This window comes from Micromonospora sp. DT48 (genome assembly GCF_049844495.1).
Lineage (GTDB): Bacteria > Actinomycetota > Actinomycetes > Mycobacteriales > Micromonosporaceae > Micromonospora.
On record NZ_JBNCLE010000016.1, the window covers coordinates 82,224 to 101,745 of the forward strand.

At 72.2% G+C, this 19,522-nt stretch carries 18 protein-coding genes, 1 tRNA gene and 1 pseudogene; 11 read left to right on the forward strand and 9 right to left on the reverse strand.

What is annotated here, in order from left to right:
• The first annotated feature begins 70 nt into the window (after positions 1-70).
• The 3 genes from ACLQ2S_RS19935 (at position 71) to ACLQ2S_RS19945 (ending at position 3,389) form a co-directional block, all read left to right on the forward strand.
• Positions 71-439 (forward strand): SCP2 sterol-binding domain-containing protein, encoded by a 369-nt coding sequence (locus tag ACLQ2S_RS19935; RefSeq protein ID WP_155221102.1) that lies wholly within the window; start codon positions 71-73, stop codon positions 437-439.
• The gene (locus tag ACLQ2S_RS19940; protein ID WP_155221100.1) at positions 439-2,499 is read left to right on the forward strand and encodes an amylo-alpha-1,6-glucosidase; all 2,061 of its coding nucleotides are present in this window, start codon (positions 439-441) and stop codon (positions 2,497-2,499) included. The genes ACLQ2S_RS19935 and ACLQ2S_RS19940 overlap by 1 nt, the downstream gene beginning before the upstream one ends.
• Before the next feature lie 140 nt (positions 2,500-2,639).
• Positions 2,640-3,389 carry a lysophospholipid acyltransferase family protein gene (locus ACLQ2S_RS19945; protein WP_155221098.1) on the forward strand — a complete coding sequence of 250 codons (750 nt, stop codon included), beginning with the start codon at positions 2,640-2,642 and terminating at the stop codon, positions 3,387-3,389.
• 19 nt (positions 3,390-3,408) lie between these two features.
• Here ACLQ2S_RS19945 and ACLQ2S_RS19950 read toward each other — a convergent pair whose 3' ends face one another.
• The 5 genes from ACLQ2S_RS19950 to ACLQ2S_RS19970 form a co-directional block, all read right to left on the reverse strand.
• On the reverse strand, positions 3,409-4,110 hold the full coding sequence (locus tag ACLQ2S_RS19950) for a hypothetical protein (RefSeq protein ID WP_155221096.1): 702 nt from the start codon (positions 4,108-4,110) through the stop codon (positions 3,409-3,411).
• A 74-nt stretch (positions 4,111-4,184) separates the two neighbouring features.
• On the reverse strand, positions 4,185-4,898 hold the full coding sequence (locus ACLQ2S_RS19955; RefSeq protein WP_155221094.1) for a response regulator: 714 nt from the start codon (positions 4,896-4,898) through the stop codon (positions 4,185-4,187).
• The gene (locus ACLQ2S_RS19960; protein ID WP_155221092.1) at positions 4,871-6,076 is read right to left on the reverse strand and encodes a hypothetical protein; all 1,206 of its coding nucleotides are present in this window, start codon (positions 6,074-6,076) and stop codon (positions 4,871-4,873) included. Before ACLQ2S_RS19960 ends, ACLQ2S_RS19955 begins: the two co-directional genes overlap by 28 nt.
• Positions 6,066-7,244, reverse strand: a complete 1,179-nt coding sequence (locus ACLQ2S_RS19965) for a sensor histidine kinase (RefSeq protein WP_425702287.1) — start codon at positions 7,242-7,244, stop codon at positions 6,066-6,068. Before ACLQ2S_RS19965 ends, ACLQ2S_RS19960 begins: the two co-directional genes overlap by 11 nt.
• Before the next feature lie 138 nt (positions 7,245-7,382).
• Positions 7,383-7,928, reverse strand: coding sequence for a GNAT family N-acetyltransferase (locus ACLQ2S_RS19970; RefSeq protein ID WP_425702288.1), 546 nt, complete (start codon positions 7,926-7,928; stop codon positions 7,383-7,385).
• A 349-nt stretch (positions 7,929-8,277) separates the two neighbouring features.
• On the opposite strand from ACLQ2S_RS19970, the gene ACLQ2S_RS19975 reads away from it, so the two are divergent.
• Entirely contained in the window at positions 8,278-9,057 is a 780-nt protein-coding gene (locus ACLQ2S_RS19975; protein ID WP_155221086.1) for an HAD family hydrolase, read from the forward strand.
• 95 nt (positions 9,058-9,152) lie between these two features.
• Here ACLQ2S_RS19975 and ACLQ2S_RS19980 read toward each other — a convergent pair.
• The 3 genes from ACLQ2S_RS19980 to ACLQ2S_RS19990 form a co-directional block, all read right to left on the reverse strand.
• Positions 9,153-9,225 (reverse strand) — tRNA-Arg (locus tag ACLQ2S_RS19980).
• A 110-nt stretch (positions 9,226-9,335) separates the two neighbouring features.
• Positions 9,336-10,370 carry an alpha/beta hydrolase gene (locus ACLQ2S_RS19985; RefSeq protein ID WP_425702289.1) on the reverse strand — a complete coding sequence of 345 codons (1,035 nt, stop codon included), beginning with the start codon at positions 10,368-10,370 and terminating at the stop codon, positions 9,336-9,338.
• A gap of 106 nt (positions 10,371-10,476) precedes the next feature.
• Positions 10,477-10,881 (reverse strand): HPF/RaiA family ribosome-associated protein, encoded by a 405-nt coding sequence (locus ACLQ2S_RS19990; RefSeq protein WP_155220936.1) that lies wholly within the window; start codon positions 10,879-10,881, stop codon positions 10,477-10,479.
• Between the two features lie 342 nt (positions 10,882-11,223).
• On the opposite strand from ACLQ2S_RS19990, the gene ACLQ2S_RS19995 reads away from it, so the two are divergent.
• The 3 genes from ACLQ2S_RS19995 to ACLQ2S_RS20005 all read left to right on the forward strand — a co-directional run bounded on the left by ACLQ2S_RS19995 (position 11,224) and on the right by ACLQ2S_RS20005 (position 14,846).
• Positions 11,224-12,069 carry a single-stranded DNA-binding protein gene (locus tag ACLQ2S_RS19995; protein WP_425702290.1) on the forward strand — a complete coding sequence of 282 codons (846 nt, stop codon included), beginning with the start codon at positions 11,224-11,226 and terminating at the stop codon, positions 12,067-12,069.
• Positions 12,070-12,213: 144 nt separating this feature from the next.
• A complete protein-coding gene (locus ACLQ2S_RS20000) occupies positions 12,214-13,290 on the forward strand; it encodes a cobalamin biosynthesis protein (RefSeq protein WP_309223688.1) in 1,077 nt (358 codons plus the stop codon).
• Entirely contained in the window at positions 13,287-14,846 is a 1,560-nt protein-coding gene (locus ACLQ2S_RS20005; RefSeq protein ID WP_309223687.1) for a cobyric acid synthase, read from the forward strand. The genes ACLQ2S_RS20000 and ACLQ2S_RS20005 overlap by 4 nt, the downstream gene beginning before the upstream one ends.
• Positions 14,847-14,862: 16 nt before the next feature.
• Here ACLQ2S_RS20005 and ACLQ2S_RS20010 read toward each other — a convergent pair whose 3' ends face one another.
• On the reverse strand, positions 14,863-15,264 hold the full coding sequence (locus ACLQ2S_RS20010; protein WP_155220933.1) for a rhodanese-like domain-containing protein: 402 nt from the start codon (positions 15,262-15,264) through the stop codon (positions 14,863-14,865).
• Positions 15,265-15,356: 92 nt separating this feature from the next.
• Here ACLQ2S_RS20010 and ACLQ2S_RS20015 point away from each other — a divergent pair.
• The 4 genes and pseudogenes from ACLQ2S_RS20015 to ACLQ2S_RS20030 all read left to right on the forward strand — a co-directional run.
• A pseudogene (locus tag ACLQ2S_RS20015) lies at positions 15,357-16,060 on the forward strand (uridine kinase family protein); the annotation flags it as partial.
• Positions 16,050-17,396 (forward strand): dipeptidase, encoded by a 1,347-nt coding sequence (locus ACLQ2S_RS20020; protein ID WP_196222595.1) that lies wholly within the window; start codon positions 16,050-16,052, stop codon positions 17,394-17,396. The pseudogene ACLQ2S_RS20015 and the gene ACLQ2S_RS20020, both read left to right, overlap by 11 nt.
• A 70-nt stretch (positions 17,397-17,466) precedes the next feature.
• Positions 17,467-17,673: a hypothetical protein gene (locus ACLQ2S_RS20025; RefSeq protein ID WP_155220929.1), complete on the forward strand. Its 207-nt coding sequence runs from the start codon at positions 17,467-17,469 to the stop codon at positions 17,671-17,673.
• A 267-nt stretch (positions 17,674-17,940) separates the two neighbouring features.
• Positions 17,941-19,518 (forward strand): ATP-dependent DNA ligase, encoded by a 1,578-nt coding sequence (locus ACLQ2S_RS20030; RefSeq protein ID WP_425702291.1) that lies wholly within the window; start codon positions 17,941-17,943, stop codon positions 19,516-19,518.
• The last annotated feature ends 4 nt before the right edge of the window (positions 19,519-19,522 follow it).

Sequence of the window (19,522 nt, forward strand, 5' to 3'; positions counted from 1 at the left end):
AAGCGGGTGAGGTTGAGCAACCGGGCGGCGGGGACCCTTCCGTGACACGAGCGACCGGGAGGAGGGCCCGATGGGGGATGCGACTACGCGGTTTTTCGAGGACCTCGACCAGCGGGGATACGAGCCCGTGCTGGCCAAGGTCTCCGGAGCCCTGCGCTTCGACCTGCACGAGGGGCCGCAGACCCTGCACTGGCTGGTGCGGATCGATCGGGGCAACATCAAGGTCAGCCGGGAGGACATGGAAGCGGACACGGTGGTCGGCACCAGCCCCGCGCTCTTCGAGGAACTGGTCAGCGGCCGCGAGAACGGTCTGGCGGCGTTGCTGCGGGGGGACATGACGGTCACCGGTGACGGGCGCCTGGTGGTGCAGATGGAACGGATCTTCCCCGGTTCGGCGAACTCCCGGGGGCCACAGCGCTACCGGAAGGGGGTGCAGTGATGCCACCCAGCCACACCGTACGGATCCTCGACGGCAACAACTTCGTCGTCTGCGAGCCCACCGGGGACATCGAGGCGACACCGACCGAGCCGACCGGCCTGTTCTCCATCGACACCCGGTTCCTCTCCAAGTGGGTGCTCACGGTCAACGGCGAGCGACTCAACGCCCTCTCCTACGACGACCTCCAGTACTACGAGTCGCGTTTCTTCCTGGTGCCCGGCCTGGCCACCCACTACGTCGACGCGAAGCTGTCGATCATCCGGGAACGGGCGGTCGGTAACAGCTTCCGGGAACACATCACCATCCTCAACCACGACGAGAAGGCGGTCGATCTGGAGATCCGGATGGACGCCGGTTGCGACTTCGCCGACCTGTTCGAGGTCAAGGACGAGATCCTCAACAAGAAGGGGGAGATCTACGCCGAGGTCGAAGCGGACCGGCTGCGTCTGGGCTACCGGCGCGGCAACTTCAGGCGGGAGACCGTCATCTCGTCCTCGGAGCCGGCCCGGTACGACCGCAACGGCTTCGTGTACTCGATCCATCTGGAGCCGAACGAGCAGTGGGACACCGGCATCGACGTGCAGACCCTGGCCATCGGTCCGGGCGGCCGGGACCTCCGCCTCGGGTTGCGGGTGCACGGCAGCGAGCGGCTCACCCTGCAACAGGACCTCGAAGAGTGGATCGCCAAGGCGCCGAAGGTGAACAGTGAGCACGACGAGGTGGCCGCGACGTACCGCAAGTGCATCGTCGACCTGGCGGCGTTGCGTTTCTCGCCGCTCTCCCTGGGCGGCCAGAACATCCCCGCCGCCGGTCTGCCCTGGTTCATGACCATGTTCGGTCGGGACAGCATCCTGACCTGTTTGCAGACGTTGCCGTTCACCCCGGAGTTGAGCGCGACCACACTGCGGGTCCTGGGCTCGCTCCAGGGCACCCGGTTCGACGACTTCCGGGAGGAGGATCCGGGCCGGATCCTGCACGAGATGCGCTACGGCGAGACCGCCGCGTTCGAGGAGCAGCCGCACTCGCCGTACTACGGATCGGTCGACGCGACGCCGCTGTTCGTGGTGCTGCTCGACGAGTACGAGCAGTGGAGCGGAGACGCCGCGCTGGTCAAGGAGTTGGAGCAGGAATGCCGGCGGGCCTTCAGGTGGATCGACGACTACGCCGACCTGGTCGGCAACGGTTACATCTGGTACGAGCGGCGGAACACCGAGACCGGCCTGGAGAACCAGTGCTGGAAGGACTCCTGGGACTCCATCTCCTACCGCGACGGCACGCTACCGCCGTTTCCGCGTGCCACCTGCGAGGTGCAGGGGTACGCGTACGACGCGAAGATGCGCGGCGCGCGGCTGGCCCGCGAGTTCTGGGACGACCCGGCGTACGCCGATCAACTGGAGCGGGAGGCCGCGGCCCTGAAGGAGCGGTTCAACCGGGACTGGTGGGTCGAGGACGGCGGTTACTACGCGCTCGCGCTGGACCGGGACGGTCGCCAGTGTGACGTGCTCAGCTCCAACATCGGTCACCTGCTCTGGAGCGGCATCGTCGACGAGGACCGGGCCGAGCGGATCGCCGAGCACCTGGTCGGGCCACGGCTGTTCACCGGCTGGGGGGTGCGGACCCTGGCCGAGGGCGAGGTGCGCTACAACCCCATCGGCTACCACAACGGCACCGTCTGGCCCTTCGACAGCTCGTTCTGCGCCTGGGGTCTGCGCCGGTACGGCTTCCCGGAGGAGGCCGCCATGATCGCCAGCGGCATCCTCGACGCCGCCTGGTACTTCGACGGTCGGTTGCCGGAGGCGTTCGGCGGTTACCCACGCGAGCAGACGAAGTTCCCGGTGGAGTATCCGACGGCGTGTAGTCCGCAGGCGTGGTCGACCGGGGCGCCGCTGCTGTTGCTGCGTACGATGCTCGGCCTGGAACCACACGAGGGGCATCTGGCGGTCGAGCCCCGACTGCCCATCGGCATGGGGCGGATCGAGGTGCTGGACATCCCGGGCCGGTGGGGCCGGGTGGACGCCTTCGCCCGTGGCCGGTTGGACCTGGACCAGCTCGCCGATTGAGCGGCGCGGCCGGGTTGCCCGAAGGGCGGACGACGGGCGACCCGGCCGGGGCCGTGAACGACCACTGCCCCCTACCGGCGGCGGGCGCCCCGTGGACCTGTCCCTACCAGCGCGTAACCTACTCGGGGTAAAGTTCCGGAATGCCGGAACTCGTGTACCCGCCCGTGATCGCCGCCGCCAAGACGATGTTCCGGGTCCTCGACCTGAAGCTCACCGTCGAGGGCGACCACCACGTCCCCCGCACCGGCGGGGCGGTGCTGGCCAGCAACCACGTCAGCTACCTGGACTTCATCTTCTGCGGCCTCGGCGCCCTGGAATCCCGGCGACTCGTCCGCTTCATGGCGAAAGACTCCGTCTTCCGGCACCGGGTGTCGGGGCCGCTGATGCGCGGCATGCGCCACATCCCGGTGGACCGGCGGGCCGGGGCCGACTCGTACGCCGCCGCCGTCGGGGCGCTGCGGGCGGGGGAGGTGGTGGGCCTCTTCCCCGAGGCCACCATCAGTCGCTCCTTCACCGTCAAGGAACTCAAGAGCGGGGCCACCCGAATGGCCCGCGAGGCGCAGGTGCCGGTGTTGCCGGTCGCGCTCTGGGGCACCCAACGGCTGTGGACGAAGGGGCGTCCGCGTACGCTCACCCGCCGCCACACGCCGGTCACCATCCTGGTCGGCGAGCCGATGGACCCCAGCGGGTACCCGGACCCCGCCGCGATGACCGAGGACCTGCGCACCAGGCTGACCGCGCTGGTCGACCGGGCACAGCGGGAGTACCCGGACCAGCCGGCCTCGCCGGAGGACCGGTGGTGGCTGCCCGCGCACCTCGGCGGCACCGCGCCGACTCCCCAGGAGGCCCTCGCGCTCGACGCCGAGGAGCGGCCCTCGTCGACCCGGTGACCCCCGCCGCCGCAGCTGTCTACTGCTGCCCGGACGCCGCGTCGTACGGCTGGTCCTCGGCGTGCCTGGGCCGGTAGTAGTCGTCGCGGGAGTGGAACTCCACAGGTAGGGCGCCGGGCAGCAGCACCCGCCCCGTGCGGGGCAGCGACGCGGTCCGGGCCAGGCGGGCCAGCGCGTCCCGCTCCGGTGGGGACAGGTCCACCAGTTCCGGCCGGACCAGCCGGAACGTGGCGATCGCATGGCGGAGTTGCCGGGCGAGTTCACCGATGCGGTCGTCGGGGCCGGTCAGGGCGAGCGCCGGCTGTCGGATCGTACGTAGCGCGTCGCAGATCACCAGCAAGGTCGCCGGGTTGCCGTCGACCGCCGGCAACCACTCCAACCGGGACGGCCACTGCCAGCGGATCTGCCCGCTGACCAGCCCCGGCAGCCGGGCCGGGGCACGGCGTGCGGCTCCCACCAGCGCGAGGTGGCTACCCGCGCCCACGTACGTCAGTCGGTGATCGGTGACCGTGACGGCGACCGGGGCCGGCAGCGTCCAGGTGCGGTAGGTCTCGCTGGGGCCGAGCAGGTAGCCGGCCACATCCACCCGGTGGTGGTCGAGCACGTGCTCGCCTGTCTCCGGCACCAGCCCGTGCCGCCGGTCGAGCACCGGGCCCGTGCCGTCGTCGACCGCGTCGAATCGGTGTGGTGCGATGAAGAACGGAGAGGCGTCATCGTGCATCGTCGGGACCTCCGGTGCAGACGGCAGCTATCCACGAGCCTCGCCGAAGGCGGCCTGTGCTGTCATGACGCCTGTTAGGGGGTCGGCTGATCGGTCGCCGCCCGCGACCGGTAGATGCCGATCTCCTCCGGTCGGACTAGCCCGTCCTCGATCGCGCGGGCAAGCAGTGCCGCCTTTGTGGCGGCCGGTCGACCCGCGCGCGTGTACTTGATCCTCGCCCGATCGACGTACTGCTTGACGGTGTGCTCACTGATCCGCATCCGCCGCGCCACCGACGCCTTCGACATCGACTGGAACCACAGCAGCAGCGCCTCACGCTCCTTGTCGGACAGCACCGGCCGATCGGGTCGCGGATCGCCGACCATCGCCCCGGCCAGCGCCGGCGCGACGTACGGCCGGTCGCTCGCCGCGTCCAGCACGGTAGCCACGCAGTGTTCCCGCCCCTCGTGCTTGGCGAGGAACGCCACCGCCCCGGCGTCCAGCGCGGCCAGCATGGTGTTCGGGTCGGAATGTTCGGAGTAGACCACCACCCGTCGCCCGGCGGCGCTCAGCTCGGCCAGCTTGTCCAGCACCAGCCGCCCGCGCAACCGAAGGTCGAGCAGGATCACGTCGGCCTCCGGCGCGGCCCGCAACACCTCGTCCGGGTTGTCGCCGGTGGCCAGCACGGTCAGCCGTGGCTCGGTGGCGAGCCAGGCGCGTACCCCGTCGATGACCACCGGGTGGTCGTCCACGATCGCCACCCCGACGGGCCGTCCCGGCGTCACCGGTGCCAGCGCGTCTGCGTCCATCTGATATTCCCGTCCCGTTCGTAGAGGTGCTCTACCTGCCCGTCGCCGTCCTCCGCTGGATGCCCGGTCGTGTCCGGGCCGTCCCGGTCGGGTGTGACAAGACTGACCACCACCTCGTCGGGACCGGAGACGACTGTCAACCGGGCCCAGTCCTGGGCATCAGCGAGGCTGGCGGTGAGCGGGTCGGCCAGACTCCGGCGAACCCACACCGGCAACGGTGGCGGTGAACCAATTGTGACCAGGTCGATCGAAATACCGTTCCGTTCGGCAAGATCGGCTGCGGCCCGCAGCTCGTGCAGCAACGGGTGTGGCACGTCGTCGGACTCGGCGATCAGGCGACGCAACCGGGCGGCGGCCCGTACGCAGCGCCGTTGTACCTGCGGGTCGGTCGGGTCGACCAGCCCCTGGGCCAGGTCGGTCAGCACCTCGCTGGCGGCTCGACTGACCAGTTCCAGCCGCTCACCTCGTTCGTGCTGGGCCTGTTCGGCGGCCTCCCGCTCGGCCAGCACCGCGTTGGTGGCCGCCGCTGTGGCGGCCCGCTCCCGGGACAACGCGGCCAGCGCCGCCGCACCGACGAAGACCGCCACCGGCAGCGACGACGTGCCGTAGAACGCCATCGTGGCGCGGGCCAGATCGGCGGCGTCCGTCGCCCCGTAGAGCACGACGGCGCTGAGCGCGGTGGCCGCGTGGGCGGCCAACATGGCGAGCAGGCGGTGCACCGGCTGCCCCCAGAGCACCACCAGGAAGAACCAGGCGAGGGTGCCCCACACCCAGTTCGCCGGACTGAACAGCAGGGACCGACCCACCGCGGCGAAGACCGCCACGTCGACGACCAGCAGCAGCGCGGCCAGCGGCGCCGGAGGCAGCGGGGCGTCGCGGAGCAGCCGGATCCCGGCGAACACGCCCAACCCCGCCACCAGCACCCAGGCACCGAGCACCACCTCGGGCACGGTCAGCGTCGACCCGGCCGCCAGCACCGCCGGCAGCCCGATGGCCAGGTGCCAGACCAGCGCGATGGTGACCGCGGCGATCCGGGCACCCCGGTCCGAGGTCCGGGCCACCGCGGCGGCGGCCCGGACGACGCCGCCCTCGTCGATCCCATCGGTGACCCGCAGGGTCGGCAGCGGAACCGCTCGTGTACCCGGTGACAGGAAGGTCGTACCCGGCTCAGCCGACATCCGACCACTCCAGCCGGATCCGGGTGCCTTCGCCGGGGGCGGAGTCGATGTCGGCTCGCCCGCCGATCGTCGCCATCCGGCCGCGTACCGACTCGCGCAGACCGTAGCGGTGGAGCGGCACGGTGGCCGGGTCGAAGCCGGGACCGTTGTCGGCCACCTCGACCGTGACGGTGCCGGCGAACCGGCGTAGCCGCAGTGTCGCCCGCGCGCCGGGGGCATGGTTGGCCACATTGGCCAGCGCGGCGTACGCGCTCTCCGCGATGGCCTCCGCGACGACCGCCGCCACCGTGCACGGCGGCAGGTCGGCGACGGCCGGCAGGTTGGGCAGCCGGGCGAGCACCGCCCGGAGGCGCTCGTCCAGGCGGGCGCTCGCGTCGTGCGGCACCGAGCGAGCCTCGGCCAGGGCAGCGAGGGTACGCAGGTCGGCGGCGCACCGCTCGCGCAGCGCCGTGGAGGATCCACCCACCGCGCCCTGCCCGACCATGGTGAGCGTCGCCAGGACGGTGTCGTGCAGGTCGCGGTTCTGTCGCCGCTCCGCCTTGCGGGCGATCCGGGCGACCGTCGCGTGCCGGGTGGCCCGTTGGGCGGTCAGGAAGGCCGCGTCCGCCCGGGCGATACGTCGGCGCATCAACGCGGTCATCATCGCCGTGCAGGCGATCTGGCCCAGCAGGGTGGTCGCGTGGGCCTTCGCCTCGGTCGGGTTGCCCGCCAGGGAGGCACCCGTCGCGTACGCCGCGACGACGAGCAGCCCGGCCGGGATCGACCAGTACGCCGGTGCGGTCGCCTGAGCGTTGATCACGGTGGTGCTGGCCAGGACCGCGATCCAACTGGCCTCACCGGGCAGGACCTCGGGTGCGACCAGGACCGGGATGGCCAGGCACGCGGTGCTGGTCAGCGCCACGTCGCCGGCCACGAGTGGCGCGCCGATGCCGTTCCGCCAGGCGCGCGACGCGTACCAGAGTGACCATCCGGTCAGGACCGCCACGGCCGGCAGGAGCAGTTCCGCACGGACCGGCGGGGTACGCACGGCGAGCGCCACCACCAGGCAGAACAGGCCGCAGGAGAGCCGCAGTAGCGCCGGCAACCGGGTGAAGATGAACGCGAACGCGCCAGCGGCCGGACGGTCCACCGCGTCGGGTGACGTGATCGGGTCGGGCAAGGCCGGCATCGGGAAAGCGTCCTTTGCGACAAACGACCCGATCCGGGTCCGCGCGGCGGAGATCGACGCCGGAGAATAACACACGGCAGTGGTTCCGATGACCCTGGGTCACCCCATTGTGGACCTTGGGCTATCCGGCCGTGACGCTCAGTCGCTGTCGGTGTCCCGTAGGCCGACGCAGTCCTGGTCCCAGAAGGTTGCCGAGTAGACGAACGTACCGGTCATCCACGGCTCGTACCCGGAAAGCCTGGCGACCTGGAAGGCGGGCGCCGGGATGCGTAGCGACGGTCGGCGGAAACCCAGCTCCTCGGCGGCGGCGAAGCCGAGACGGGCGTAGTACCGGGGGTCGCCTTCGAGGAAGACCGCCGGTACGCCACGCTCGTCGAGCAGCCGCAGGCCGTGCCGGACCAGCGTGCCGCCGACACCGCGCCGCTGCCGCTGCGGCGTGACCGCGAGCGGGCTGAGCACCTGCACCTGTACGAGCCGTCGTGGCGCGTCGAGCAGGCCGCGGGTGAACAGCACGTGCCCGATGACCTCGTCCTCGGACTCGGCGACCAGGCTCAGGGCCTCCGGATCGTCGTCGCGCAGCGCCCGCACCAGCTCCACCACCATCTCCCCGTGGTCACCGAAGGCCAGCCGGTGCAACTCGTGGACAGCGTCTCGATCGGTCGCCAGTTCGTCGCGCACGCGCATGGCGTGACCGTACGGCCCGACCGCACACTCCGGCCAGCGATATCCGACCCCGGCCCCTGACCGACGGACCATGGATCGCGCTGGACCGTGATCGCGCTGGATCGTGATCGCGCCGGACCGTGATCGCGCCGGACCGTGATCGCGCTGGACCGTGATCGCGCCGGACCGTGATCGCGCTGGACCGCGATCGCGCTGGACCGTGATCGCGCGCCCACGTCGCCCAGAACGTCGCCCAGCCACCCGAGCCATCCGTCAATCTTGGGCAGTTGCCGTTCCTTGCTCGCAGGAACTGTCCAAGATTGACGATGCCGACCGCAGTGCGCCCGGTCGGGTGCGCGAGGATGAGGGCATGCTGCGGTCGCCTCGCGCACTCCTGTTGGACTTCGGTGGTGTCCTGGCCGACGCCCCACGCCAACCGGCGGCACCGCCGGACCTGGTCCGTCAGCTGTTCGACGTGACCGGCGGCACGGTGCCGGTCGAGCAGATCGTCGCCGACCTGACCGAGGGCGACCGCGCCTACGCCCGATGGCGTGACGACGTCGGGCGTACCGACGATCCGATCGAGCTGCCCCACTCCCGGGTGTGGGCGGAGTTCGTGACCCGTACCTGGCCGGCACCAGCCCGCAGGGCGGTGGAGGAAGCGGCGACCCCGCTGGCGTACGCCTGGGCCTGGCGACCGGAGTGGCACGTCCGGCCCGGCATTCCGGAGGCGCTGCGGGCCGCGGCCGATGCGGGTCTGCCGATGGCGGTGGTCAGCAACGCCCTCTGCGGTGCGGCGCATCGGGACTTCCTCGCCGCAGCCGGGCTGTCCGACCTGTTCGTGGCCGAGTTCTACAGCGACGAGGCCGGGCTCCGTAAGCCGAATCCCCGGCTGGCCTGGCTGGCCGCCGACGCCGTCGGCGTATCGATCGGCGACTGCTGGTTCGTCGGGGACAGCCTGCACCGCGACGTGGCCTGCGCTCGCCGGGCCGGTGCCGGTGCCGCCATCCTGATGCGCTCGCCGCGCACCGACCGCGAACCGGCCCACCCTGACCTGCGACCGGACTCCCAGGCCGAGGACGGACACGGTCTCCTGACCCTGCTCCGGCAGTGCCTCGACCCTGACGACGAGCCACCGGTCAGGAACTGACGGCGTCGGACCCACCTCGTCGGCTGACCCCGGCACGGGGAGCCGGTGTTCGGCCCGGCCGGGATCGGCACGCGGCTGGGCTGCTAGGACATGGGCGCGCCCGGCAGGATTCGAACCTGCGGCCTTGGGATTAGAAGTCCCCTGCTCTATCCGCTGAGCTACGGGCGCAACGTGGTTTCGCGCGAGAAGGGTACCGCCGCCGGGACCTCGCCCGGTGGAACGGGTGGTCAGGTCGTCTGTCGTATCCGTGGCGCGACCGGACACCGGCCGCAGCGGGGTCAGGCGTCGGTGGGGGAGGAGACTCCGACGGCCGGATGCCCGTCGTCGCCGGTGGGCTGCGCCGGGATCGGGTGGGTCGCCGTCGGTCCGGCGCCGAGGAAGGCTTCGGCCCACCGGCCCACCTCGGCGAAGACCTTCTGGCGTACGACGGGTCCGGAGAGCGTGAGGTCGTGCATGCCGCCGTCGAAGCGGGACACGGTGACGTGTGGGCCGAGGCGGGGCGCCCAGCGGACCATGTGCTCGACGTCGAGGACGGCGTCGGCCAGGGTGGCCGCGTCTTGCCATTTCGTGCCCCGGAACGACCGGGTCGAGCAGGCGAGCAGCACCGGCACCTGGATGTCCAGCCCGGCGCGTAGCCGTCGCTGGCCAGTGCGGATGGCGTTGAGCCAACCGGCCCGGACGGGGAAACCGGCGAGCGGCTTCCACGCCAGGTCGTACGTCCATTCGCCGCGATGGTCGGCGTGCAGGCTCTCGCCGTACACCGTGCCGAGCCCGATCGGGATGATGCGGTGCGGGGCCCTGCGGCCCAGGCGCGCGACGGCGGCCGCGAGGGGTCGCCGCACGAACCAGGGGGCGTTGAGGTCGAAGAACGGACTGTTGAGAACCAATCCGTCGACCAGCCCGGCGTCGCGGCGGGCGCTGGCCCACAGCGAGACGATCAAGCCACCGGTGGAGTGGCCCATCGCCAGCAGCGTGTCGTGTCCGTCCTCGTCACGGATGATCCGTGCGGCGGCGTCCAGTTCGGGGAAGTAGTCGCCGAGGTCACGGCAGAAGTTCGGGGTCTGGTGCGGCAGCAGACTGCGGCCGTACTTGCGCAGATCGAGGGCGTAGAAGTCCCAGCCACGTTCGGCGAAGAAGTCGGCCACGTGGGTCTGGAAGAAGTAGTCGACGAAGCCATGCACGTAGAGCACAGCGCGCCCGGTGGGGCGCCCGGCCCGGCGACGGACCAGGGTCGCCACCACCGGACCCTCGTCGTCCCTGCCCAAGTCGATGGTGTGCCGCTCGTAGGGCGGGCCAAGCACGTCCGGTTCCACCCCGACGACGGTACGCCGACCGACTACCGGGCGGTAGCCCCCGCCCACCCGCACCCGGCGGGCGGGGGCCCCGACTGGTCGGTCGCCCCGGACTCGGTGTGAGCCCCTACTGTGCGGCCGTACTCACCTCGTCGGTGGGAGCCGCCTGGCCGGGCGGCTCGTTGACCCGCAGGTGCTTGTTGTTGCGGGGCTCCTGCCGGGTCTTCGCGTCGTTCAACTGCCGGCGCAGGTCGTCACGGACGTCGTTGAGCGCGGCGTGCAGGTCCTCCTCGGACGAGGTGGCAACGATCCGCTGCCGGCCGGCGATCCAGCACTCCAGGGTCACCTTCTGGCCCTTGGCCTCCCGGTCCTTCACCGACAGTTCCATGTCGGTGGCGTCGGCGTGGAACCCGGCCAGCCGGGCGTCGAGGGTGGCGAACTGCTCGACGATGCGGTCCCGCTCACGGCCGGCGAAACCTCCGCCGAGCCGGAGGCACTTGGCGACGGTGGCGGGTTCCCGCACGGCGCTCATCGCCGCACCTGCCCGTGGGTGGATCGGCTGTTGGTCATCATCATGATCGCTGACCTTTCGTTCGACGTCGTGCTCACGGGTGCGGTTGGAGAGATCTCTACCCAGGGCGGCTCCGTCCGGAACGTAACCATTTCCGCCTCCCGGTTCGAGCATCGGCTCTCGGCCGTACGCCAGCCAGAGCCGATCGACCTACCACATCGGGACCTTGATCAGGCGGTTGTCCACAGATGGTCCGGTCGTCCACAGGTGCCCCCTTCGGGGCTGTCCGCGAGGGTCTTCGGGCCGCACTCTCGGTGGCGAGTCGACTCGCCGAAGACACGCCCCCGTCCCTTGGAGGAGACGATGTTCGACACGTATCTGACGATCGTGGGAAACGTGCTCACCGCGCCGGAGTGGCGCCGCACCACCCAGAGCAACACGTTGGTGGCCAACTTCAAGGTCGCCTCGACCGCCCGACGCCTCGACCGCGACAGCGGGCGCTGGGTCGACGGCAACAGCCTGCGCGTACGGGTCAACTGCTGGCGCAAGCTCGCCGAGGGAGTTGCCGCCTCGGTGATGGTCGGCGATCCCGTGGTGGTCTGCGGCCGGCTCTACACCCGTGACTGGATCGACGACGCCGGCAACCACCGCACGCTGTACGAGTTGGAAGCCGTCGCGGTCGGCCATGACCTGTCCCGGGGACGTAGCAGGTTCCTGCGCAACCGGCCCACCCTGGCCACCAGCACGAACGTCGACGCCGACGCCGAGCAGCGCGTGCACGGAGTGCCGACCGAGCCGGTGCCGCACGACGAGGCACCGGTCCGGCCCGACCACCGGTCGGTCGACGAGGATTTCGAGGCGGCCGACCTGCCCGGGTTCGAGGTCGGGCATGCCGACGTGCCCACCCCGGCGTCGAGAGGCGGTCTCGACCAGGCCCCGACGAACGGTCTCGACCCGGCTCGGGCGGACGGTCTCGACCCGGGTTCGACGGGTGGTCCGGACTCGTCGGGCACCGACCGGTTGCCGCCGGTCGAGTTCGACGGGTTCGACGTCGCCGGGGAGCACGTCCCGGATGATCTGACCCCGGTGCCCGACGAGGTCACCGAGGCTGAGGCCGAGTCGGCGGTACGCCCGGAGGAATCGGGGGCGGGCGATGCCGCGACCAGGCGGGGTCGGCGCGGGCGCGGACGGCTGCCACAGCCCGTCTGAGCGACGCGTGAGAGCGCCCAGCCGACGGCGGCGACACCCGGCACCACGCGGCCAGCAGGGGCGAGCCCGGCCGAGCCGGTCGGGGTGTCCGGCTCGGCTAGGCTGGCTGCCCGGGGGTGATACGCCGTGCGACACACGGGGGCGGTGGCGAACGCGACGGGACTCGTGGTGGGCTACGCGCTGGACGCGGCGTTCGGTGATCCCCGCAGGGGCCACCCGGTGTCCGGCTTCGGTCGAGCCGCCGCTGCGCTGGAACGTCGCCTCTACCGGCCCGACCGGCTGGCCGGTGGGATCTTCACCGCGGTCTGCGTGGGTGTGCCGGTGGCGATCGGGGTGGCTGCCACCGTCGGCACCCGGCACCGGCCGGTAGCCCGCGCCGCGCTGGTCGCCGTCGGCACCTGGGCGGTGCTGGGCGGGCGCAGCCTGCGCCACGAGGCGAAGTCGATGGGCCGGTCCCTGCGCGGCGGTGACCTGCCGGCTGCGCGACAGCGGCTCGGGCATCTCTGCGGGCGGGACCCGTCGACGCTCGACGAGCCCGAGATCGCCCGGGCGACGGTCGAGTCGGTGGCGGAGAACACCTCCGACGCGGTGGTCGCCCCCCTGTTCTGGGGTGCGGTCGCCGGGCTGCCCGGCCTGCTCGGTTACCGTGCGGCGAACACCCTCGACGCGATGGTGGGGCACCGCAACATCCGCTACGCCAGGTTCGGCACACCGGCCGCCCGCCTGGACGATCTGCTCAACCTGGTGCCCGCCCGCCTGACCGGTCTGCTGACCGTGGCGCTGGCGTCGGTGGGCAAAGGTGACCGGGAACGGGCCTGGCGGGTGTGGCGGCGGGACCGCGACGACCATCCCAGCCCCAATGCCGGGCAGTGCGAGGCGGCGATGGCCGGAGCGCTGGGCGTGCGGCTGGGCGGACGCAACGTGTACTTCGGGCGTACGGAGGCGCGCCCGTTCCTCGGTGACGGTCCCCGTCCCGAGGCGCGGCACCTGGTCCGGGCGGCGCGGATATCCCGGGCGGTCGGCCTGACGGCGCTCGGCATCGCGGCGGTGTATCCCCTGACCGCCGGCCGGCTCATCGGCGCGGCTGCCCGCCGGACCCGCCAAGCGCTGCCGACTCCCCGGGCGCTGCCGACGCCGCGAAGGATGCTGGCTCAGGGAGCGCTGCCGACATCGGGAGGGTTGCGGGGCCTTCGGATGCTCCGGACGTGGGGTCGCAGGTGAGCGGTGGGCTTCTGGTGGCCGGGACGACCTCGGACGCCGGGAAGAGTGTGCTCACCGCCGGTATCTGCCGCTGGCTGCGTCGTCGCGGGGTGCGGGTGGCGCCCTTCAAGGCACAGAACATGTCGAACAACTCCGCCGTGGTGCTCGGGCCGGACGGTCGGGGCGGTGAGATCGGTCGGGCTCAGGCGATGCAGGCGGCGGCCTGCGGGCTCGCGCCGGACCTGAGGTTCAACCCGGTGCTGCTCAAGCCGGGCAGCGACCTGGCCAGTCAGGTGGTGCTGCTCGGCGAGGCCGTCGGGACGATCACCGCCGACAGCTTCCGGACGCTGCGTCCCCGGCTCGCCGAGACCGCCCACACGGCCCTGGCCGAGCTGCGGTCGGAGTACGACGTGGTGATCTGCGAGGGCGCCGGCAGCCCGGCCGAGGTGAACCTGCGCGAGGGCGACTATGTGAACATGGGCCTGGCCCGGCAGGCGGGGCTTCCGACGATCGTGGTCGGTGACATCGATCGGGGCGGCGTGTTCGCCGCCATGTTCGGCACTCTCGCCCTGCTCGACCCGGCAGACCAGGCACTGGTCGCCGGGTTCGTGGTCAACAAGTTCCGGGGTGACCTGGAGTTGCTCGCCCCCGGGCTGGCACAGCTGCGGCACCTCACCGGTCGCCCGACGTACGGGGTGCTGCCCTGGGCGTTGGACCTGTGGCTCGACGCGGAGGACTCGCTCGCCTACGGCCGGGTGCTCGGCCGTCCGGCCGCTCCGCGCGGCACCGAGTGGCTCGACGTGGCCGTGCTACGGCTGCCCCGGATCAGCAACGCCACCGACGTGGAGGCGTTGGCGACCGAGCCAGGGGTGCGGGTACGGCTGACCGTCGAGCCCGCCGAACTCGCCGCCGCCGACCTGGTGGTGCTCCCCGGTTCGAAGTCGACAGTGGCCGACCTGGCCTGGCTGCGCGAGACGGGTCTGGCGGACGCCGTCACCGCCCACGCGGCGAGGGGTCGCCCGGTGCTCGGCATCTGCGGCGGCTACCAGATGCTGGCCCGCGCCATCCACGACCCGGTGGAGAGCCGGCAGGGCACGGTGCCGGGTCTCGGCCTGCTTCCCATCGAGATCACCTTCGACCGGGACAAGACCGTCCGGCCCGCGTCGGGCAGCGTCGACGGGCACCTGCCGGTCGAGGGGTACGAGATCCACCACGGGTACGTCTCGACCGCCGACCCGCAGCTGACCCCGTTGCTGCGTGACACCGGCGGCGTCGACGAGGGCGCGATGCACGGTGTCGTGCACGGCACCCACTGGCACGGCACGTTCGAGTCGGACGAGTTCCGTCGCTGGTTCCTCACCCGGGTGGCCCGCCTCGCCGGGCGTACCGGGTTCCGGGTCGCGCTGGACACGTCCTTCGCCGCCGCCCGCGAGCGCAGTCTCGACCTGCTCGGCGACCTGGTCGAGGAACACCTCGACACACCGGCTCTGTGGCGACTCATCGAGGACGGGCCACCGGTCGACCTGCCGTTCGTACCACCCGGCGCGCCACCCGTCGACGTCCGCGCCGCACGGTGACCGCTGCCGAGGTCGGTCAGTAGCGGATGTCGGCGGGCTGATCGGAGAAGGGCAGGCCGGCCGAGCGCCATGCCTCCACCCCGCCGATCATGTCGGTCGCCCGGTGCAGGCCCAGGGCGCGCAGGCTCGCGGCGGCGAGGCTGGAGCTGTAGCCCTGTCGGCACACCACGACGATCTCCAGGTCGTACCCGGTCGCCTCGGGTATCCGCCAATCACTGGCCGGGTCGAGCCGCCACTCCAGCACCGTCCGGTCGATCACGATGACGCCGGGCAGGTTGCCCTGCTCCCGACGCTGTAAGTCGGTGCGTGTGTCGATCACGAGCGCACCCCGGCTGGCGGCCTGCACCGTCTCTTGCGGGGTCAACCGGGTCATGCCCGCACGGGCCTGCTCCAGCAACGCCTCGACACCGGGACTCATCACGGAATGGGACACGCCACGATCATGCCGTTCGGCGGCGGCCCTGCGGTCCGAAGTGGCCGGGGACAACCCGATCGGTAACGTCGGTGCCCGTGGTGGTGGGCTTCGAGGCGTACGCCGGGCTGGCCCGGAGGGTGCTGGCGGGACCGGCCCGGCTGGGGCGTACCCGGTTGGTGGCTGTCGACGGTCCGAGCGGCGCGGGCAAGACGGCCTTCGCGGCGCGCCTGGCCGACGCCCTCGCCGCGACGTCCGACACCACCCGCCCGCCGGTGGTGCACACCGACGACCTGCTCGACGGGTGGGCCGACCAGCTCAGCTTCTGGCCCCGGCTGGAGGAGCAGGTGTTGGCCCCGGTTCGGGCCGGACAGGCCGGTGCCTATCGCCGGTACAACTGGACGCGGCGGTGCTTCCTGCCCGCCCCGGTGCCGGTTCCGGTCGCGCCGGTGCTCATCGTGGAGGGGGTCAGCGCGGCGCGGGCCGCCGCCGTGGTGGACCTGACCCTGGCGGTCTTCGTCACCGCACCGCAGCCGCTGCGGCTGACCCGGGCGGTCAGCCGGGACGGTCCGGAGATCCTGCCGGAGCTGCGTCGTTGGCACGTCATCGAGCGCGCTCACTTCGCCGCCGACGGTACCGAGGCCCGCGCCGATGTGGTGGTCGACGGCGCACCCGCCCTACCGCACGACCCGACGGACTACTACTGCCGGATCCTGCCGGGTCGGGATGTCACGCCGCCCGCGCCGGCTCGGTAAGGCCGACATACGATGCCGGTCATGACCACACCGATCATGACCGAGTCCGAGCTGCGGGAGGCCGTGGCGCGGGAGCTGCCCGGCGTCCGCGCCGACCTGGAGCGGCTCGTCCGCATTCCCGGCATCGCCTTCGAAGGCTTCGACCACGCGCACGTGGAGCGTTCCGCCGAGGCGGTCGCCGAGTTGCTGCGCGGGGTTGGCCTCGACGTGGAGGTGGCCCGGGCCGGTGGTCAGCCCGCGGTCATCGGCCGCAAGGCCGCACCTCCGGGTGCCCCGACCGTCATGCTCTACGCCCACCACGACGTGCAGCCGATCGGCGATCCGGCGTTGTGGGAGTCGGACCCGTTCGTGCCGGTCGAGCGGGACGGCCGCCTCTACGGGCGGGGTGCCGCCGACGACAAGGCGGGCATCATGGCGCACATCGCGGCGCTGCGCGCGTTCGGCGACCGGCTGCCGGTCGGGGTGGTCGTGTTCGTCGAGGGTGAGGAGGAGTACGGCTCCGACTCGCTGGAGCGACTGCTGGCCGAGCACCGGGACAAGCTCGACGCCGACGTCATCGTGATCGCCGACTCGGCCAACTGGGATGTCGGCCTACCGGCGCTCACCACGTCGTTGCGCGGCATCGTCAACTGCTTCGTGGAGCTGCGCACCCTGGACCAGGCCGTGCACAGCGGCATGTTCGGCGGTGCGGTACCGGACGCGCTCACCGCCCTGGTCCGGCTGCTGGCCACGCTGCACGACGACGCCGGAGACGTGGCGGTGGCGGGGCTGGTCGGCAAGGAGGCGGCCCGGGTGGACTATCCGGAGGACCGGTTCCGCGCCGAGGCCGGGCTGGCCGAGGGCGTGCAGCTGTTCGGCACCGGCCGGATCACCGACCGGCTGTGGACCAAGCCGGCGCTCGCGGTGCTCGGCATCGACGCCCCGGCCACCGGCGAGGCGCCGAACGCGCTGGTCCCGTCGGCCAAGGCCAAGCTGAGCGTACGGCTGGCGCCGGGTGACGAGCCGAAGCAGGCGTACGCGGCGCTTCGCGCCCACCTCGAGAAGTACGCGCCGTGGGGCGCACAGGTCGAGGTGACCTTCGAGCAGGAGGGTGCGCCCTGCGTCATCGACGCCAGCGGCCCGATGTTCGACGCCGCCCGGTCGGCGTTGCGTGCCGCCTGGGACGGCACCGACGCGGTGGAGATCGGGGTTGGTGGCTCCATCCCGTTCATCGCCACCTTCCAGGAGATGTTCCCGCAGGCGGCGATCCTGGTGACCGGGGTGGAGGACCCGCACGCCCGGGCTCACGGGCCGAACGAGAGCCTGCACCTGGGTGAGTTCGCCCGGGTCTGCCTCGCCGAGGCGTTGCTGCTGGCCCGGGTGGCCGAGGCGGGTCGTGGGTGAATCCGTAACCTCGCAACCTCGGTGACCGTTTCCGGTGTGTCGGACGCGGGGCTGTTGTAGCCTCTCGAACATGCGTACGAACGAGGTTCTGGCCCGCCTGGAGGCCGCCGTCATCGCTCTGGGGGACGTCGACGTCTCCGCGTGGCCCGACGACACGCTCAAGGAACAGCTCGGCGAGCTGTCCGCCGCCCTGGTCGCCCTGGACGCGTCGCTGTCCCGCATCGCCGACGGGGTCCGCGCCCGTGGGCTGCGCATCGAGGAGCCGGTCCCGGCCTGACGCCGTCGCACGCCGCCCCGATCACGACCCGCCGCGCGGGCGCCGTCGCGCGTCGCCCGACCATCGCCGGGTGCCGGGTGCCGGGTGCCGGGTGCCGGGTGCCGGGTGCCGGGTGCCGGGTGCCGGGTGCCGGGTGCCGGACGTCGGGTGTCGGACGCCGGACGCACGGGGGAGCGGTGCCGTCGGGCCGGGTGCCGACCCATCGGGCGGCTCGGCGGTCCCGCGCAGGTCGCGCCGGTTGTCGGTGCTGGCTGGCAGGATGAGGTCGTGCGGTTTCTGGACCTGGCTGCCACCTCGGCGGCCGTCGGCGCGACCAGCGGTCGGCGGGCCAAGGTCGAGTTGCTCGCCGACGCCCTGCGTCGGCTGGATCCGCCCGAGGTGGCGGCGGGCTCCGGGTGGCTCGCCGGTGAGCTGCGTCAGCGGCAGACCGGCGTCGGTTGGGCCAGCCTGCGTGACCTTCCTCCACCGGCGGCCGAGCCGACGCTGACCGTGTCGGCGGTCGACGCCGCGATCGACGAGATCGCCGCGGTACACGGCGCGGGTTCGCAGGCACGCCGTCGGGATCTGGTGCACCGGCTCTACTCGGCTGCCACCGCAGACGAGCAGCGGTTGCTGACCGGTCTCTTCCTCGGCGAGTTGCGCCACGGTGCCCAGGCCGGGCTGTTGGCCGACGCGATCGCCCGAGCGGCCGGTGTCTCCGTCTCCGTCGTACGCCGGGCCCTGCTGCTCGCCGGTGACCTGCGGGCGGTGGCGGTGGCCGCTCTCGACGGTGGCGCTGCGGCGCTGGCCGGGTTCGGGCTCCAGGTGGGCCGGGCCCTCGCGCCGATGCTGGCGCAGAGCGCGTCCACCGTCGACGAGGCGTTGGCCGCCACCGGAATGCCCGCGGTGGTCGACGTGAAGCTCGACGGCATCCGGATCCAGGCGCATCGCAGTGGTTCCGACATCGCCGTGTTCTCCCGCAGCCTCGACGAGATCACCGCCCGGGTGCCCGAGGTGGTCGCCGCCATGCGTAACCTGCCCGCGCGGGAGATCGTCCTCGACGGGGAGGCCATCGGGCTGGACGCCGCCGGGCGACCACTGCCGTTCCAGCAGACGTCCAGCGCGGCGGCTCGACGGGCCGGTGCCGTCGCGCGGGAACCGGTCGCACCGGCGGTGCGTGCCGCCGCCGAACGGACCGGCACGACCGTGCTCACGCCGTACTTCTTCGACCTGCTCCACCTCGACGGCGCGGATCTGATCGACCTGCCGGGCCGGGACCGATGGGCCGCGCTGGACGGCACCGTCGACGCGTCGCTGCTGGTCGGCCGGACGGAGGTGGACGACCCCGAGCGGGCCGGTGCGGCCTTCGCCGCCGCGCTCGACGCCGGTCAGGAGGGGGTGGTGGTCAAGGCGCCGGACGCGCCCTACGACGCCGGGCGGCGCGGCGCGGCCTGGGTCAAGGTGAAGCCCCGGCACACCCTCGACCTGGTCGTGCTCGCCGTGGAGTGGGGCAGTGGCCGTCGCACCGGATGGTTGTCGAACCTGCACCTGGGCGCCCGCGACCCGGACACCGGTGGGTTCGTGATGCTCGGCAAGACCTTCAAGGGGCTCACCGACGAACTGCTGCGCTGGCAGACCGAGCGCTTCCTCGGCCTCGCGGTGGAACGCGGGGACTGGGTCGTCCGGGTCCGACCCGAGCAGGTCGTGGAGATCGCCTTCGACGGTGTGCAGGCCAGTTCGCGCTATCCCGGCGGGGTCGCCCTGCGGTTCGCCCGGGTGGTCCGCTACCGGGACGACAAGACGGCCGCCGAGGCGGACACCATCGACGCCGTCCGGGCGATACACGCGGGCCGCCCAGCCGGTTGAGCGG

Excerpts from the sequence above, each read along its gene's own strand:
- ACLQ2S_RS20025 (WP_155220929.1), top strand. The coding sequence starts at position 17,467 with ATGCGTACGAACGAGGTTCTGGCCCGCCTGGAGGCCGCCGTCATCGCT.
- ACLQ2S_RS19960 (WP_155221092.1), bottom strand. The coding sequence starts at position 6,076 with ATGTCGGCTGAGCCGGGTACGACCTTCCTGTCACCGGGTACACGAGCG.
- ACLQ2S_RS19990 (WP_155220936.1), bottom strand. The coding sequence starts at position 10,881 with ATGAGCGCCGTGCGGGAACCCGCCACCGTCGCCAAGTGCCTCCGGCTC.
- ACLQ2S_RS19950 (WP_155221096.1), bottom strand. The coding sequence starts at position 4,110 with ATGCACGATGACGCCTCTCCGTTCTTCATCGCACCACACCGATTCGAC.
- ACLQ2S_RS19955 (WP_155221094.1), bottom strand. The coding sequence starts at position 4,898 with ATGGACGCAGACGCGCTGGCACCGGTGACGCCGGGACGGCCCGTCGGG.
- ACLQ2S_RS19975 (WP_155221086.1), top strand. The coding sequence starts at position 8,278 with ATGCTGCGGTCGCCTCGCGCACTCCTGTTGGACTTCGGTGGTGTCCTG.
- ACLQ2S_RS20020 (WP_196222595.1), top strand. The coding sequence starts at position 16,050 with ATGACCGAGTCCGAGCTGCGGGAGGCCGTGGCGCGGGAGCTGCCCGGC.
- ACLQ2S_RS20010 (WP_155220933.1), bottom strand. The coding sequence starts at position 15,264 with ATGAGTCCCGGTGTCGAGGCGTTGCTGGAGCAGGCCCGTGCGGGCATG.
- ACLQ2S_RS19970 (WP_425702288.1), bottom strand. The coding sequence starts at position 7,928 with ATGCGCGTGCGCGACGAACTGGCGACCGATCGAGACGCTGTCCACGAG.
- ACLQ2S_RS19965 (WP_425702287.1), bottom strand. The coding sequence starts at position 7,244 with ATGCCGGCCTTGCCCGACCCGATCACGTCACCCGACGCGGTGGACCGT.
- ACLQ2S_RS19935 (WP_155221102.1), top strand. The coding sequence starts at position 71 with ATGGGGGATGCGACTACGCGGTTTTTCGAGGACCTCGACCAGCGGGGA.
- ACLQ2S_RS19940 (WP_155221100.1), top strand. The coding sequence starts at position 439 with ATGCCACCCAGCCACACCGTACGGATCCTCGACGGCAACAACTTCGTC.
- ACLQ2S_RS19995 (WP_425702290.1), top strand. The coding sequence starts at position 11,224 with ATGTTCGACACGTATCTGACGATCGTGGGAAACGTGCTCACCGCGCCG.
- ACLQ2S_RS19945 (WP_155221098.1), top strand. The coding sequence starts at position 2,640 with ATGCCGGAACTCGTGTACCCGCCCGTGATCGCCGCCGCCAAGACGATG.